Annotated in this window: 15 protein-coding genes; 14 read left to right on the top strand and 1 reads right to left on the bottom strand. The window is 29.6% G+C overall.

Going from position 1 to position 16,281, the window contains the following annotated elements:
- The first annotated feature begins 6 nt into the window (after positions 1–6).
- The 14 genes from AZF37_RS09975 (at position 7) to AZF37_RS09910 (ending at position 14,914) form a co-directional block, all read left to right on the top strand.
- On the top strand, positions 7–1,131 hold the full coding sequence (locus AZF37_RS09975; RefSeq protein ID WP_088370718.1) for a phage tail family protein: 1,125 nt from the start codon (positions 7–9) through the stop codon (positions 1,129–1,131).
- 1 nt (position 1,132) lies between these two features.
- Positions 1,133–1,987, top strand: a complete 855-nt coding sequence (locus tag AZF37_RS09970) for a hypothetical protein (protein ID WP_088370717.1) — start codon at positions 1,133–1,135, stop codon at positions 1,985–1,987.
- Positions 1,988–2,012: 25 nt separating this feature from the next.
- Positions 2,013–2,453 carry a tail fiber protein gene (locus tag AZF37_RS09965; protein WP_088370716.1) on the top strand — a complete coding sequence of 147 codons (441 nt, stop codon included), beginning with the start codon at positions 2,013–2,015 and terminating at the stop codon, positions 2,451–2,453.
- A 27-nt stretch (positions 2,454–2,480) separates the two neighbouring features.
- Positions 2,481–2,732: a hypothetical protein gene (locus AZF37_RS09960; RefSeq protein WP_088370715.1), complete on the top strand. Its 252-nt coding sequence runs from the start codon at positions 2,481–2,483 to the stop codon at positions 2,730–2,732.
- Positions 2,733–2,750: 18 nt separating this feature from the next.
- Positions 2,751–3,869: a phage tail protein gene (locus tag AZF37_RS09955; protein ID WP_088370714.1), complete on the top strand. Its 1,119-nt coding sequence runs from the start codon at positions 2,751–2,753 to the stop codon at positions 3,867–3,869.
- Between the two features lie 107 nt (positions 3,870–3,976).
- Positions 3,977–4,243 carry a phage holin gene (locus AZF37_RS09950; RefSeq protein WP_172793132.1) on the top strand — a complete coding sequence of 89 codons (267 nt, stop codon included), beginning with the start codon at positions 3,977–3,979 and terminating at the stop codon, positions 4,241–4,243.
- Between the two features lie 95 nt (positions 4,244–4,338).
- Positions 4,339–4,947 (top strand): N-acetylmuramoyl-L-alanine amidase, encoded by a 609-nt coding sequence (locus AZF37_RS09945; protein WP_162474091.1) that lies wholly within the window; start codon positions 4,339–4,341, stop codon positions 4,945–4,947.
- Positions 4,948–5,627: 680 nt separating this feature from the next.
- Entirely contained in the window at positions 5,628–7,004 is a 1,377-nt protein-coding gene (locus tag AZF37_RS09940; protein WP_088370712.1) for a hypothetical protein, read from the top strand.
- Positions 7,005–7,242: 238 nt separating this feature from the next.
- A complete protein-coding gene (locus AZF37_RS09935) occupies positions 7,243–7,644 on the top strand; it encodes a hypothetical protein (RefSeq protein WP_088370711.1) in 402 nt (133 codons plus the stop codon).
- 671 nt (positions 7,645–8,315) lie between these two features.
- Positions 8,316–8,951, top strand: a complete 636-nt coding sequence (locus AZF37_RS09930) for an MBL fold metallo-hydrolase (RefSeq protein ID WP_088370710.1) — start codon at positions 8,316–8,318, stop codon at positions 8,949–8,951.
- A 100-nt stretch (positions 8,952–9,051) separates the two neighbouring features.
- Positions 9,052–9,798, top strand: a complete 747-nt coding sequence (locus AZF37_RS09925; protein WP_088370709.1) for a DUF1351 domain-containing protein — start codon at positions 9,052–9,054, stop codon at positions 9,796–9,798.
- Positions 9,799–9,818: 20 nt separating this feature from the next.
- On the top strand, positions 9,819–10,442 hold the full coding sequence (locus AZF37_RS09920; RefSeq protein ID WP_088370708.1) for a hypothetical protein: 624 nt from the start codon (positions 9,819–9,821) through the stop codon (positions 10,440–10,442).
- A gap of 1,764 nt (positions 10,443–12,206) precedes the next feature.
- Complete coding sequence (locus AZF37_RS09915) at positions 12,207–13,637, top strand: DnaB-like helicase C-terminal domain-containing protein (RefSeq protein WP_172793131.1); 1,431 nt, start codon at positions 12,207–12,209, stop codon at positions 13,635–13,637.
- Positions 13,638–13,915: 278 nt separating this feature from the next.
- On the top strand, positions 13,916–14,914 hold the full coding sequence (locus tag AZF37_RS09910) for a hypothetical protein (protein ID WP_088370706.1): 999 nt from the start codon (positions 13,916–13,918) through the stop codon (positions 14,912–14,914).
- Between the two features lie 106 nt (positions 14,915–15,020).
- Here AZF37_RS09910 and AZF37_RS09905 read toward each other — a convergent pair whose 3' ends face one another.
- Positions 15,021–15,755, bottom strand: a complete 735-nt coding sequence (locus AZF37_RS09905) for a replication initiation protein (RefSeq protein WP_088370705.1) — start codon at positions 15,753–15,755, stop codon at positions 15,021–15,023.
- Positions 15,756–16,281 lie beyond the last annotated feature (526 nt).

Here is a 16,281-nt window from a genome sequence, read left to right as displayed (position 1 = left end):
AAATCAATGAAAATAAATTTTAATGTTTATGGTTATAATAATAGTTATGGAAAATTTAAGATACATACCTCCGATTTATATAATCTCACTAATAATATAACTGAAGCTGTTATTGATATAACTTCTAACAAGATAGGTTCTTTTCTTTTTAAAATCTATCCAAACAACGAAGCTTTTAAAAAATTACTACCCTTAGAGACAGATATCGTTGTAGAAGAGGAAAATGAAAAAGGACACGAACAAATATTCACAGGAATTTTACTTAATAGAAAATCTTTTGCTGACGAAAACCTTAATATAGGGATGGAAATAACTTGTATCTCTAGTCATATTTTCTTTAAATATAGACCTGTATGTGTAATTAATAATGTTATAAAAGATAAAAACATTAGGGAGTATAAGTATACTTCAAAAAACTTTATAGATTCTATTTTAATGTCATTACAAGGCTGTCAAGAAGAATTTGATGTGAATAGATATAGTTTTGATAAACAAAAAACGGATCAAGTAATAAAACAATTTAGTGCATCTTACAATGAAGAAGAGTCCTTAAACAGGCTTATTTTAGATAGTATTCATTTTTATGAATTAAATCTAAACTTTATTTATGATTTTAATACACATATGCATATATTTTATTTTAATAAACAGGATGATGCTACGATAGCTTCTTTTAAATACGGAGATCTAGTTTATAACTACAGCGATGAATTTGATTATTCATCTTTTGCTAATTGTATTTATTTAAGCGGAAAGGAAGTTCAGAACACTACAGTAACTGCTGTTGCTAAAACAACAGATCCTATTTCTATAAAAAAATATGGGTCTTTTAGAGTTAACAGAACTTGTGACATTGATAATTTAGCTGTAATTGAATCAGAGGTTAAGAGACAATTAACATTAGCTAAAGAACCTCAAACGTCATTTAATATTGAATTTATTGATCAAAAAAATATAGTTAAACTTAATAGAAAAATAAAAATAATTAATGAAGCTTTAGGTACTACTGCCGAATTTTTCATAAAAAAAATAAACTTTGATCTCTCAGCACCTTACGTAAAAAAAATAGAATTAAAAAACATAAAATTTAACTACATAAAGACGCTAGCTAAGATTTATAGGGGGAAATAAAATGGATAATAATGAAGCGGTAATAGGCCAATCAAAAAGATATTTTAGAATAAGGGACAGAAAAGATATAGATGAAGACACATTTGAAGATTATATTAATAACTCATCCTCACTGTCGTTAATTAATGTAACAATTTCTGATGTTATTAAAAAAAAAATAATACATGAATACCCAGCTAAACAAGGTTTTGTTGATTTATCTTATTATTTTGATGATGTTAATATTTACGAAAATAGAGAGATTACAGTTACGATTAATATTTTTGGGTCAGGCAAAACTGAAGTGGAAAGAGAATCAGATGCTTATTTAAAAGTTCAACAATTAAATAAACTTTTATTAGATCTTAATAAAGAAATAGAAATAGAAATTTCTAAATATCCAGGGTATTTTTTTAGAGGCAAACCGGTTTTTATGAAAATTGAAGAAAAGGAAGAAGAGTCGATTTTAGGCATTCTTAAAGTGACTTATATATTTTTAGTATTCCCAGAAGCAGCAGTTAAGCTAGAAGGGCATTTTCCAATCAATCAATTTTGTAAGGGTAAACATGCCTCGTTTCTACATACAGATATAAGAAACGACAGGAATTTTATATATTTTTATTTAGATAAAAAAGCCGCTGTTACTGTATATACCGTTATTAATAATACTGATAATATTCCGGGCAATTATACAATTAAAGTTAATAACTTTACTCAAATAGAAATAACTGAATATAAATATTCGGGCAATAGAAGGTTTTTCACCATAGACAGCCTGTATTTAAATGAAAAAGAAAATGTAATTGTTTTTGAAAAAAAAGATAAAGCAAAAGCCTTAGATGATCATTTTATTATTTTAGAAAAAAGAGTGATATAAAATATAAAAAAAAGGAGATTTTAAAATGGATGAAAAGCTTGAATTAAATAAATTAGAGGCAATTGAACAGAAACTTCAAAACATAAAACAGCAAGCTAATAATTATCTAACAACATTATATTTTGAAGATGTCGCTAAGATTAGTGAGTCTATAAGTATTTATTATATAGAGTGTATCAACGAGTTAGCAGAAATATCAGAGGATATAAAGCTCGAAATTTCTGAAGCAATCGGACCTTCGAAAACGCTTAGGGATGCTATTGATAAAAAATTCCCTATTGGCACTATTATTAATATACATAAAGAAGTAAAAAAGTTATCTATAAATTGGCTTTTCTGTGATGGGAAAACTTATAAAAAAGAACAATACCCTATACTTTGGGCACTTTGTGAGCATACAAATACTGAGTTTACTATACCCAATTTATCAAAAAATGATATAGGGGTAATTATTAAGTGCTTATAGTTTTTTTATAAAAAAGGAGGAGATAAAATGGATTTATATGGAAAACAACTAACAGAACTTATTGATAAAATTACTACTATCGAAGACACGCAAAAACAACTAACAACTGTTTTTGTTAAAATATCGGCCATTACCACAAAACAAGAAAATATCATAGAAGACATTTTGGAAATTAAAAATAAATTAGAAAAACCAAAGAATTATTTTATTATTTTTATAGCCATAGCATCAAGTTTAGGCGCTATGATATTAACAGAAATCTTTAAATTAATATTTTAAAAAGGAGGTGAAATATAAGTGAATGTTTTATATATTAGTTCTTCATTTTCAAGCGACGACGGAGGTAATAATGGAAAGGGTATTTTAGAAAAAAACTATATACCTACGTTTGTCAATCGTGTTGAATGGGTCTTGAGAAATTGTTTTAATTATCAGGAACAGCTTGAAATTATAAGAATAACAACACCTAGGATATCGAATGCCGCACAAGAAATTAATGAACTTTATAAACGAAAATCAGTAGTGAATACAATTGCTGTCGACTTCCATTTAGGAATTGCCGGCAATGCTACTACAAGTGGCGCTAAAATTTATCATCATAATGATAATCACTCTTTAGGTTACGCTAAGGCTTATTTAGAGCACTTACAACCTGCTTATAAAAGAGCTGGTCTTGGCAGTATTGGTAATTCAGTTGGCAATAGAAGAGGCTATATATCGTTAGTTAAGCCCCTAGCGCTGATTTGTGAGATAGCATGTGTCAGTAATTCTAATGATGTTTTAGTCTTAAATGATGCGTGGGTGGGTTCAGAATACTTAGTTTATGGACATGCGGAGGCTTTAGTAAAATTAATACTTGGTAATAAATATTCTATTAAGAATAACTATACAGATAAATTTAATTTTACACTGCCACCACCACCTAAAATAGAACCTAAACCACCTAAAATAGAACCTAAAATAGAACCCATTTCAGAACCGCCTTTAGAAAAGATTGAAGTATCTATTGGTAAAATAAGAAACAATATAAATGCTTTAAAAAACGTGAATTATTTTGAAGAAGCAGCAAGAATACAAAGGGAATTAGCTTGCGATTGTACAAGTCCTTTAAAAAACATAACCGAAACTTTAAAAAAAATAAATAATGAAATATTCGAAGTGAAAAACATAGCTTCTATAGGCATGGTGTTTATAAGTTTATCTAAGACAATATCTACCATAGCTCCTATTGGAACGATTGTAAGATATATGGGTGGGGATATACCTACTGGATGGAGACTTTGTGACGGACAGGAATATGACAGAAACCTATTTGTTGATTTAGTTGCAAAAATTAATTTACCGGACTCTGAGGACAAAATTAAAATGCCCCTTATTCCAAATGAAGATGGTATAAGATATATTATTAAAGTTTAAGGGTTTATTATCTACACTCCTCAAGGTAATAGGTTGTTTTAACCCCTAATGTGGATATTTTTTCTCAATAAAAAAGTCTAATTAATTTAAAAAAGGAGGTAAGAAAAATGATTAATTTAAAACTAAGGCTAAAAAATCCTGTATTCATAACTCAAGTTATATGGTCCGTTGTTCTTCCAGTAATGGGTTATTTTGGAGTTAATGTAGAGGATATAACTAGCTTTTCTAAATTTTTTGAACTGATTTTATTAGCCATTTCTAATCCTTATGTATTATTACTAATAGGAACGAGCTTAATAAACGCTATTAATGACCCTACTACTAAAGGATTTAAGGATAGCCCAAGAGTTCAGGACTATCAAGAATTACATTAAAAGGAGTATATAAAATGCAAATGGCTGATTGGAAAGAAAATTGCAATGAAAAAAGTACGGACTCTAGCGAAAGTTGTAAAAAGGAGGTGAAATATATGAGTAAACTATTAATTAGCGGTGGTCATGGGGGCAGTGATCCTGGTGCTTGTGGCAATGGATTAAATGAAAGAGATTATTGCTCAGAATTTATAGATCGTGTTCGTTGGGTTTTGGATAATTGTTTTAATTACAGAAGTCCTTTTAAGCATATTAAAGTGCCTAATGGAAGCGATGCTAATAGTGATGTTAATGGTGCAGTAACTTTTGTTAATAATAACTATCTATCAGGCGAAAACACCTTAGCCATTGACTATCATTTAAATGCATCAAGTAATCAAAAGGCTAGAGGATGGGAAATACTTTGTCATACCAATACTAAAAGCAATGAAATGGCAAATAGACTAGCTAAACTACTTCAACCAGTATATAGCAAACTTGAAATGCCTTTTAGAGGCGTTAAATGTGGCAATGATTTTGGTTTTATAGGTAGAACTAAACCTACTGCTTTTATTTTTGAATTAGCCTTTGTTACCAATCCATATGAGGCTAAAACATTAAAGGGTAAAGACAGCTCTGAAAGTCTAGTCTATAGTCATGCAAGAGCATTATTAAATACATTAGGTGTTCAGTATGAAATTAAGACAGGCTCTAAAGAAATGCTCTAAGTAAAGGGTGTACAAATACTACATTGATTAAATAAGTATTTTGTATAATATATTATTTCATTAGGTTGTTTTTATCTAAAATTTAGCTTGACTTCTAAAAATAAACATCCTGTATATATAATGCATATAATGCATATATAATGCATATAAAGTGTACAAATACTGCATTGATTATATATGTATTTTGTATATAATAATGCATATTTCATTAGGTTGTTTTTATCTAAAATTTAGCTTGACTTCTAAAAATAAATGATGTAGTATTATAAATATAAAGTGTACAAAAAACATTGATAAAATAAGCGTCCTGTATGTCCTGTATGTCCCCACATATAATTAATATATATCTTTGTATTAATATATATCTTTGTATTAATATATATCTTTGTATTAATATATATCTTTGTATTAATATATATCTTTGTATTAATATATATCTTTGTATTAATATATATCTTTGTATTAATATATATCTTTGTATTAATATATATCTTTGTATTAATATATATCTTTGTATTAATATATATCTTTGTATTAATATATATCTTTGTATTAATATATATCTTTGTATTAATATATATCTTTGTATTAATATATATCTTTGTATTAATATATATCTTTGTATTAATATATATCTTTGTATTAATATATATCTTTGTATTAAGGAGGGGGAATATTTTATGTCTAATAATACTATTGATTTTAAAGCTGATTATTTGAATACATATTGTGATGCTATAGACCCTAAAGATTTCTATAGATCTATCTTTCCTTTAGGTGAATTACAAAGAAAAGGTATCTATACTCAAGGTAAGTATAATGCTATTGCTATTGAGCTTCTTTCTGAAACTAAACAAAAAAGAAATATTAAACGTTATACTATTACTGATGATTTGGATATGCTGGATGTATTATTACAACGTCAATCCTTCATATTATTGAGTCCTATTAGTTATATTGGAAAGTCAAGACGCAGTGCTAATGCCAGGTTAATTTATGCTATAGCAATTGATCTGGATGGGATGACTAAAAAGCAATATATAGTTGATTTATTCTATCAAATGGATGGGAATGGTCCTAGTAATCATTTACCTAAACCAACTTATATTGTGAATTCTGGGAATGGATTGCACATTTATTATGTTCTTTTAAAGCCTATCCCTTGCTTTGAAAGAAATATTGTTCAAATAAATAATTTAAAAAACGAACTCACACATAAGTTGTGGAATGAATTTGTTACCAGCTTATATGACAATATACAGTATCAATCTATCTTTCAAGGGTTTAGACTGGTGGGTGGAATTACAAAAAAAGGTACTAGAACACAGGCTTATATGGTCGGAGATAAAGTATCTATTGAGTATTTAAATGAGTTTGTGGAGGAAGAAAACAGGGTAACTCAAGAAAACAGGGTAACTCAGTTTAATTCTAAGAGTTCAAAGCGTTCTAAGCGTTCATTGTCATTGTCAGAAGCAAAAGAAAAGTATCCAGAATGGTACGAAAAGAGAATAGTAAAAGGTGAAAAGAAAGCATACTGGACAGTTAAACGTGATCTATATGACTGGTGGCATAAAAAAGTTAAATCTGAAATATGTGAAGGGCATAGATATTATGGTGTGATGTGTCTTGCTATTTATGCAAAGAAGTGTGGTTTAAGTAGAGAAGAACTTGAGAACGATGCTTTTTCACTGATAGATCATTTAGATAGCTTGACTTCTACTGAAGATAATCATTTTACAAGAGCAGATGTTCTTTCAGCCCTTAAGGCGTTTAATGATGACTATATTACCTTTCCAATTGAGACTATCTCTGAGTTAACAGGGATTCATATTCAAAAGAATAGGCGGAATTACCGTAAGCAAATAAATCACTTAAAAAGAATTATATATATGCAGGAATTTGATCGTCTAAATGGAGAATTGCGAAATGAAAATGGCAGACCAAGAAAAGAAAAAATGGTCAAGGACTATCTTGAAGAACATCCAATGGCTACAGTGACAGAAGCAGCAAAGGCTCTAAGCGTTTCGCGTGTTACGATATATAAATATAAAAAATAAAAAATATATAGTATGCTGAATCTTTGTTTTTGAGTAAATATTAAATCAACAAGACAAACTTTTAAAAAACTAAAACCTAAGAATTAAAAAAACAGCCTCAGGAGGCGTTCAAATCTCCAGGATATAAACTAATACATAAGAACGATTTGAGAAGCTTCTAGGGGTATTTAAATGCTTTTAAACGGCAAATGAAACTAGATTATAAAGAAACTAGATTATATTTTAAGGAGAGATTAAAATGGAAAATAAAAACTACGTTGAAAAGGATGTCTTTTATGAACACGAAAAGTTTATGCAAAGATTTCTAGCTAAGATGGATGAAGACAGAAGATTTGCTGAGGCTAGATTAAGTGAAGAGCGTAAAGAGGCTGAGGCTAGGTTAAGAGCGGAAGAAAGAAGATTAAGTGAAGAGCGTAAAGAGGCTGAAAAAAGATTAAGAGCGGAAGAAAGAAGATTAAGTGAAGAGCGTAAAATAGCTGAGGCTAGATTAAGTGAAGAGCGTAAAATAGCTGAGGATAGATTAAGTGAAGAGCGTAAAGAGGCTGAAAAAAGATTAACAGCGGAAAGAAATACTTCAAAGGCTATATTTATCACAATGATTATAACTGTTATATTAGGATTTGTAAGTTACAATTTGTAAGTTTGTTTTTTAAACAGCCCCAGGAGACGTTCAAATCTCCAGGGTATAGATAATTACCTAAAAATGATTTGAGAAGCTTCTAGGGGTATTTAAATGCTTTTAAACGGCAAAAGAAATGAATAGGTGAGGAGATAATTAACGCTATAACCCAAAAAGTTATGAAATTTAGAGAAAAAGCTGAAGTAAATACAAAAAAATACTATAAAAGTTTGACAGTTTTTTTAAGATGTGTTATATTTGAATCCTAGAAGTATAAATAAAAATAAATTTATATACATTAAGCATTAGTTAAATATCCCTTTATATAGGCATTAAAGAGCAATCAACAGAACTATTAGACATATATAATTTACGAAAATTTTGGATCAAAAAAAAGAGCCTCAAAGCCGCTATTTTAAAGGCTTTTAAAATATATATAACGTAATTTTGGAACAAGCAGGGGGGTTGACAAGTAAAAAGTAACCCTAAATACCGAAAAAAGTTTTTTATAATAAGCTACAATGCCCTTTATTAAAGGGTTTATAAATAAAAAAAATTTAAAAGATTTTCCATTTTAACCTTATAAGTTACAATACATATAAAGTTAAAATTATTAATTAAGAGACGGTTAAGAGCTATCTCTTTTTTAATGCAAAAAAACAAATATTAAGCAAATATTAAGAAGGTGAGTCATGGTAAATTATGAAATAATAGGAAGCTCAAGTAGAGAAGGGAACTGTGTTCTTATTGATGATGTTATGGTCGATATTGGCGTAAGTTTTAAAAAAGCAGAAGAAGCTCTTTATAATACTCGTTATTTACTTATAACCCATATTCATCAAGATCACCTGAACTTTACTGCTTTAAAAAAAATATCCCAGTTGTTTCCACATGTGAAGATTATTAGTAATTATGAAGTATATAGCTATCTTAAAGATAAAGGAATACGTATTAATATAATTAGTTCTTCAAAGCCGTATCAGGTTTCAAAATATACCTTTAAAGCCTTTAACTGTTATCATAGTGTCTTAACTTATGGTTATGTTTGGGAAAGTCTTGATCAAGATAATATTATTTATGCAACGGATACGAGTAGCTTAGACAATGCTCCTGAAATTCCTTATGATTATCTATTTATAGAAAGCAATTACGATGAGAAAAAATTAGAGAAATATTTTAACGAAGCTATTAAAAAGGGTGGATATGATCGTTCCCGGGAAAATATAAGACACTTAAGTATTAAAGAGGCAAAAACCTTTTATTACCTGAATAGACGTAATGAAGATAGCTTATTTATAGAACTCCATAAGAGTACACAATTTTATTAATATTTTAATTAAATAACTAAACTAATTAAATAACTAAACTAAGAGATAATTTAATTATTATCTTTTTTTATATAAAATTTACAAGAAAGGGCCCCGTAATATGGATAATGAATTACAATTATTTTTTAAAAAATCTGATATTACTTATACTAAAGACAAGATATTTATTAGTAATTTTGATGTTTTGAAAGAAAATATAGAGACAATTAGTAAATTTATTCGCAATTCTGAAGTCAATGAAAAAACGGTAAAAGAAGTTAAGAAGATACTAGCAAATGCAAATAAAACAATATATGCAATAGATAGCCTCAAGAAAAAAATAAAACAAGATCTCCTATCGCCTTATCTGCACTTTGAGGGCCAAATAAAAGAACTGATACAAGGTATTAAAGAGGCAGAGAAAGATGCTAGGAGTAAAGTGAGAGACCTAGAAGAATCAGAGAGAAGTAATAAAAAAAACGCTATAGAAAAATTATTTAATAAGAGAAATCAACTTATATATAAAATATCTTGGCTAACAATTGATAAATTTATAAAAAATGAATATTTAAATAAAACTTATAGTATGAAAAAAATAGAGGAAGAGCTCGTTGTGTTTTTTGAAAAAATAAAGAATGATTTAGACGTTTTAGAAAAAATGACAAATAATCAATTTTTATTACTAAATTACCAGGAACACCTAAATTTAGCGTTAGTTTTACAAGATAAATCGACTCAAAAATGCAGAAGAGCGCTCAACGCCTTTAAATTGCCTTGTAAGGTGTCTATCTCTATAACACAACAAATAGCATTAGAGAAAATTACAAACCTCTTAGAAGAGCATTTATTTGCTTACACAATAGAATAAAATAACAAAAGGAGAAGATAATGGATAATATATTAAAAGAACTAGAATTAGTAGAGGTTACCTATAGCAATAATAACAATAAAGCACTTTTTGTATTCTTAGACCGAAAACGAGGAGAAATTAGAGAAATAATATTTAATAAGCAAGTCTATAATAATGGTGAATTTATTGATAACGAAGAAAAGTCGGCGAAGGTAGAGGCGTGGTGTAAAGAATACTTTAATCTCCCGTTTATGGAACTAAAGAAAGCCATTGGCATTAAAAAAGATATTTATGCTTATGATAATTTTAATTCTCTCTTTGAAGTTGCTGTTATAGAAAAATTCACAGAAGAAGAAACAGGAGAAATACTAGAAGGGGAAATTACAGCTGTAGAAGATCATGGTATTGGTATTATTATTTACTTCACTTACGGAAGCAAAAACTACCAAAGCAAAATGATGTATGCTCAATATATGGATGAAGAGCGTAAATGGTATGTTAATCCCGTGAAAAAGAACAGACAATACAAAAAATTTAAAGATAAGTTTAAAGTGCCTTTTGAAATGAAGGATGAATTAATAGGAAAGTCAATTATCGTTGAAGTAAAAAAAGCTTTTGGCTCTGTTTTATATGCGGATATAAAGCCTTTTTTAAAAAAATAAATAAGGGGGTATTAACAATGAATCACGTGAATTTAAAGGAGGTGTTTATGAAATAACAGAAGATAAACTACCCTTTAAAATTATACAACAAAACATAGGTTTTACTATCTTCGCCTATTCAGAAAAAGTTAGAAAAAAACACATAAAAAACACATAAAAAACACATAAAAAACACATAAAAAACACATAAAAAACACATAAAAAACACATAAAAAACACATAAAAAACACATATAGGTTTTGACGGTCCTGTCCAGAATAAAATGATGGTAAAAAATAAGCCATCCTGGCACCTATCTAGGTAAAATTTTACTCTAGAATAAAGGATATGAATGTGGGTCTTGACAGAATTCTTCCCATTGAGGGGTAGCTGTACTGCAACGATTGCTTTACTTTTATCCACGACGGCCAAAAGGCAAAAAGAATTGAGTCACAGGTCTGAGATACTCCTGTCAAACAGATAATAGATGAGATTGAACTCATATGCTGTCACTGGCACCTGTCTGATTCAGTAGAGAGCTACTTCAGAAAAAGGAGTTTTTTTTGCTCAAATTGTAATCAACCAAATTAATAATATATGTTGCAATCAATATATATATTGCAAAGATGGGGTTGAATACAAACGAACATGGGGTTGAATACATTCATGGGGTTGAATACATAATTCATGGGGTTCAATACATAATTCATGGGGTTGAGCGCACACGGCATAAGCTGAAATGCCCATAAATAGGCGGTTTTTTATCGCTTGAAATGCTTAAGTATTTAAGTACTTAAGTAGTACTTAAGTAATACTTAAGTACTATAGTTAATGGTGAATAAAGATAGTTACTCCTTAGTCACACGGTGTCCTATCTATGAAACTTTATATTTTATATCAAAAAAATATAATAAATAATTAAGAAATTTAGACGAAGTGGAAACAGAAATGGTAATGTTTGGAAAAACCAGTCAAAAAGAAAAAAACTCCAAAGAATAATCCGTAGTAGCGAAAGTTCATGGTAATGCGCTATTTAAGTTATACCTTCGTAATCCCTTAGAAATAGGGAAAGTGATAAACCCATGATGCAAAAAAAGATGTTTCTTTATTTTTGCAGAAAAGGCTAGATTCAGCCTAGTCTTTCAAATATCTCTTGTCCAGATCTTTGAAAATTGAATAATAAAAATTATTTTTTTAACCGCTATTTTGCCTGTTTATTAAAAAAACACCATTAACAAAAAACAAAAAAGAAAGGAAAATTAGCATATGAAAATCAACGAGCTAGAAGCGAAAATTAGCCTTTTGGAATTAGCCCAAAAAAAAGGGTATAGCGTGAAGAAAATAGGCAATAGGATATACGGGATAGAACCTTGCCCAGTATGCGGTCACAAGGGGCATTTTACGATCTACGTGGAGAATAATAGTTACTGTAGTTTCAGCCAATGTTGTAAAGGCGGAAAAGCCTATAAGTTTCTGGAAGAGGTCTGTGGTCTTACTCCTGAACAGGCATATAGAGAACTATGCGAACTAGCTGGAGAACCCTATTTTAATAGCGGAAAAGAAAGCTATCAAAGCTATACGAGCCAAGAGAAAAGGAGAAATACCGTTAGAAAAAACCATGTTGTAGAGGATAAAAAAAGAGACTTTACACTAGAGGTTGAAACTATATACCAGAAACAAAAAAAAGAAGACCTTAATTACTTTTTAAAGAGAGGCTTAACTGAAAAATTAATAAAAAAATACAAGTTATGCGTTACGGTCGAGAAAGGCCAGAAAAGCGCTATATTGCCAATTTGGGAAGGTCCAGAAGTCGTAGCTTATACCAAGAGAGTACTAAGTAATAACGGAAACGCAAAATATCTAAATAGTACAGGTAAAATCCCTTTATTTAACGCTGATTATCTTAAAAAAAAGGCTCTAAAAGATGTGTATGAGCATGAGAAAGCAAATTGTGAAATACTGTTCGTTACGGAGGGAATATTCGACGCTTTGAGTTTAGAAGTACTAGGGGAGAAGGCAATTTCCTTAGGTGGAGTTAATCATTTAGGCAAGTTAGGCAATATCTTAGAAAAAAACATAAATATTCTAAAAAAATATAAATTCGTTACAGCTTTCGATAATGACGAAGCAGGTAAAAATGCCCATAATACGATGAAAACCTTCGATAAATTCGTGAAAAAACTTGAAATTCCGACCCACTACAAGGATGTTAACAGTTGGCATACAGCTGACCCAAAAGGATTTCGGAAAAGTGTAGATTATCAGAAAAAAAATATCAAAAATCCGAATAATCAGGTGAAAACATTTTTTGAAAAATATCCGGCAACGATTTCACTGCACAAGGAATGCAAAAAGATCAAAACGGGTTTCGGCAATTTAGACGCTAATTTGAGGGGGATTTTCCCATCCTTATATATTCTTGGAGGTACGACTGGCGTAGGTAAAACTACCTTTGTCCATCAAATCTGTGAGCAAATGGCCAGCAACGGGAAACAAATTCTTATTTTTAGCCTTGAGATCGGTGAGTGTCAATTTCTTTCTAAAAGTCTTTCTAGACAAGCTTTTTTGATTGATAGAAAAAAATCCATTCCGTCTAGTGAAATTATTTCCGGAAAAATGAATAAAACTATCTTTGAAGGCCTAAGAAAATTTAAGCAGTTTGGGTCCAACATACAAGTTTTTGATATTAATGCTAGAAAGCAGAATTTAAAATATATAAAAAATGAAATTAAAAACTGTATTAAAATGAATGGCAAAAAGCCTTTTGTTGTAGTAGATTACCTGCAAATTATGCCTGAAGCAGACAAAAAAGCATACTCCGATAAAAATAGAATAGATGATAATGTCCAAGGCCTAAAGGAAATAAGTTCAGAATTAGAAGTTACCATTTTTCTTATTTCTAGCCTAAATAGGGATAATTATTCAACTACACTTGGTACTGAGAGTTTCAAGGAAAGCGGTAGTATCGAGTATACAGCAGATGTACTTCTTGGTTTTCAGCTAGGTGTTATTTTACAAGAAAATTTCAAAGAAGCAAAAGATAGCTCACAAAAAAAAGAATTACTAAATAAGGCCTTAGAGGCAACCCCTAGAGAAATTGTTGTTTCTTGCGTGAAAAATAGGCATGGAATAGTCCCTTTTAAGTGCTTTTTCGACTATCACTCAGCTTATGATGTATTCGAACAAAAGCCATTTTCAACGTTGCAACCTTTTTAAGGATTTTTAATCCGTTTATTAGCTTGAATTTCTCGTTCAGTATTGCACTTTACTTTAATTGCACTTTAATTGCAATTTATATGAATTTCGGATTTTTCATTAATTTGACAACATCTAAACTATAAGCCGCATCATTAAGGCCTTTTTTTTGGCTCTAAAAGATATAAAAAGATATAAAAAGAAAAGAAAAAACGCGAGAAAAAGAAAAGTTATCCACAGTATCCACAGGAATGAAAATCAGAACTAAGAATCCAATAGAAAGGGATAGAGGAAAGACCATGAGCACTTATCAAAAATTGCCACAAAACAAAATCATTAATGCTTTAATTGATGCTGTATATTATATTCAAAATAGCGATAATACTATTGCAAATCTATTGCAAAATAATAAAGCAGAAACACCTTTTAACTACGCTTGCCGTTATGAAAAAAACATACTTAAAAAAAAACAACTGAAGGAAAAAGGAGTATATTATAATGTCGAAATGGATGAATTTTCAGTAAAACTAGAGAATTCTAATTTAACGCTTACAGTTACTAACTATAGCAAAATCAAAGAAGGCTTCTCTGTTAATATTAATGCAATTAAGCTCCTAGACTGGATTCTGATCGAGGCAAAAAAAACACCTAAGAAAAGCCGAAGAATTATTTTATTTTTGAATGAATATCAATTTATCAGAGGCTTAAGCGACCGTTCTAATTTTTTAGAGAAGATGAAAAACAGCATCCAATTGCTCAATAATATCCAGATCGAATACGAATATTATCAAATTAAAGAAAAAAAGAAAAAAGAGCTTATGATAAAAGAAATGAAACTCATAGACGGGGAAATAACATTGCATAGAGGAATTTTAACAATACCCTTTTCTGAGGAGTTCTACGAGGTGATTCCTAAGAAGTTGTTCGCATATATCCCTGATGATTATTTCTCAATAAATGATAAAAAGTATAGATATGCCGCTTTCTTTATCAGAAAATTAGCCGTTTCAAAAAAAATTAACTGGAAGAAAGAGCGTGAGAATATCATTGGTATTTACTCCATTTACGGCAAAATATTTAAGAGTATACAAAAAATAAAACAAACATTCGATAGAGGTCTTCTAACCCCGTTCGAGAACAATATGAACGCAATACCCAATATCTCTTGGTCTTATCGCGGAGAAAGGCCTTTGAACTATAGTGATTTCGATAAAGCTTTCATAGAAGTCGAATGGAAAGACTATCCAACGCTCGAGAAAAACCTAGGAATTAAAAAAACAGCCTCAGGAGACGTTTAAATCTCCAGGGTATAGATAATTACCTAAAAATGATTTGAGAAGCTTCTAGGGGTATTTAAATGCTTTTAAACTGCAAAAGAAATGAAGAGTGGGGAAACAATTGGCGCTATTTTGGAATATAGTTAAGAGATTTTTTTACAGTAAACTCTATTCTGTCAATATTTTTCCCGTTTCTAAGTTTTTTGTAGCTGACAGCGATGTCGGTTTTTTCATTGATTTCAGTTACGGATTTTTTAAGAATTGCTACGTTAAATTGGTTAAATCTATTTTTGTATTTTTTTTCGGCTCCTAACATTTTTTTAAATTCATTTAGATTTTCTACCCATACCCATTTTCTTTTATGCAAATGCATTTTACAGTATTCATAAATGCGTGTAGCATAGGCAGATCTGATTTTTTGTATCATTCCAATTTGGTAAGTGGTAAAGTTTTTTTTCATCTCGCATATATATGGCATTATGTCAGGAGTAAAAAATAATTCTACTAAGTTTTGATAATTTTCCCAGGTGAGTTTGGAGCAGAACGCTATGCATGTTGTTCGCTCTTTTGTGTTAAATTCAAGTATAATATCCATTAGTTTTTTACAATAGTTTTTTGCTCTAAGATAATATTCATTGCAGGTATCTACTCCTTTACCTTTAATTTGGGGAAATAAGTATTCAACTAATTCAGCTTTTGTGAAGTAAATTTTTCTATTAGCGTTCTTAGTATCTACCATCGAAATGAGTTTTTTAAACGTCAATAATTCGTTTCTGGTAAGGTTATGGGTTGCTTTTATTATTGAATTACTTTGAACTACTGTATCAAAATTATTATATGTTTTACTTTTTTCGTTTTTCATGAGCGACCTCCTTGTTTTTTTTAATTCTAATTCTAACACAAAATTACATGGTATACAACAGCATTAATATTTTTTTTAATGTCGTTTACAAAACAATTCCAAAACAAAATAGTGTTGCATACCAAACAAAATAGTGTTGCATACCAAACAAAATAGTGTTGCATACCAAACAAAATAGTGTTGCATACCAAACAAAATAGTGTTGCATACCAAACAAAATAGTGTTGCATACCAAACAAAATGATGTTGTGTTGTCATTTATTGTCATTTATTGTCATTTATGTCATTTATAAGTGTATTTCCAAAACAATTTGGTGTCATTTACCAGATAATTTGGTGTCATTTATAAGTGTATTTCCAAAACAATTTGGTGTCATTTACCAGATAATTTGGTGTCATTTATAAGTGTATTTCCAAAACAATTTGGTGTCATTTACCAGATAATTTGGTGTCATTTATAAGTGTATTTCCAAAACAAAATAGTGTTGCATACCAAACAAAATAGTGTTGCATACCAAACAAAATA

It is taken from the genome of endosymbiont 'TC1' of Trimyema compressum (assembly GCF_001584725.1).
Lineage (GTDB): Bacteria > Bacillota > TC1 > TC1 > TC1 > TC1.
This window is presented reverse-complemented; position numbering and strand designations above follow the sequence as displayed.

Excerpts from the sequence above, each read along its gene's own strand:
- AZF37_RS09975 (WP_088370718.1), top strand. The coding sequence starts at position 7 with ATGAAAATAAATTTTAATGTTTATGGTTATAATAATAGTTATGGAAAA.
- AZF37_RS09970 (WP_088370717.1), top strand. The coding sequence starts at position 1,133 with ATGGATAATAATGAAGCGGTAATAGGCCAATCAAAAAGATATTTTAGA.
- AZF37_RS09965 (WP_088370716.1), top strand. The coding sequence starts at position 2,013 with ATGGATGAAAAGCTTGAATTAAATAAATTAGAGGCAATTGAACAGAAA.
- AZF37_RS09960 (WP_088370715.1), top strand. The coding sequence starts at position 2,481 with ATGGATTTATATGGAAAACAACTAACAGAACTTATTGATAAAATTACT.
- AZF37_RS09950 (WP_172793132.1), top strand. The coding sequence starts at position 3,977 with ATGATTAATTTAAAACTAAGGCTAAAAAATCCTGTATTCATAACTCAA.
- AZF37_RS09945 (WP_162474091.1), top strand. The coding sequence starts at position 4,339 with ATGAGTAAACTATTAATTAGCGGTGGTCATGGGGGCAGTGATCCTGGT.
- AZF37_RS09940 (WP_088370712.1), top strand. The coding sequence starts at position 5,628 with ATGTCTAATAATACTATTGATTTTAAAGCTGATTATTTGAATACATAT.
- AZF37_RS09935 (WP_088370711.1), top strand. The coding sequence starts at position 7,243 with ATGGAAAATAAAAACTACGTTGAAAAGGATGTCTTTTATGAACACGAA.
- AZF37_RS09930 (WP_088370710.1), top strand. The coding sequence starts at position 8,316 with ATGGTAAATTATGAAATAATAGGAAGCTCAAGTAGAGAAGGGAACTGT.
- AZF37_RS09925 (WP_088370709.1), top strand. The coding sequence starts at position 9,052 with ATGGATAATGAATTACAATTATTTTTTAAAAAATCTGATATTACTTAT.
- AZF37_RS09920 (WP_088370708.1), top strand. The coding sequence starts at position 9,819 with ATGGATAATATATTAAAAGAACTAGAATTAGTAGAGGTTACCTATAGC.
- AZF37_RS09910 (WP_088370706.1), top strand. The coding sequence starts at position 13,916 with ATGAGCACTTATCAAAAATTGCCACAAAACAAAATCATTAATGCTTTA.
- AZF37_RS09905 (WP_088370705.1), bottom strand. The coding sequence starts at position 15,755 with ATGAAAAACGAAAAAAGTAAAACATATAATAATTTTGATACAGTAGTT.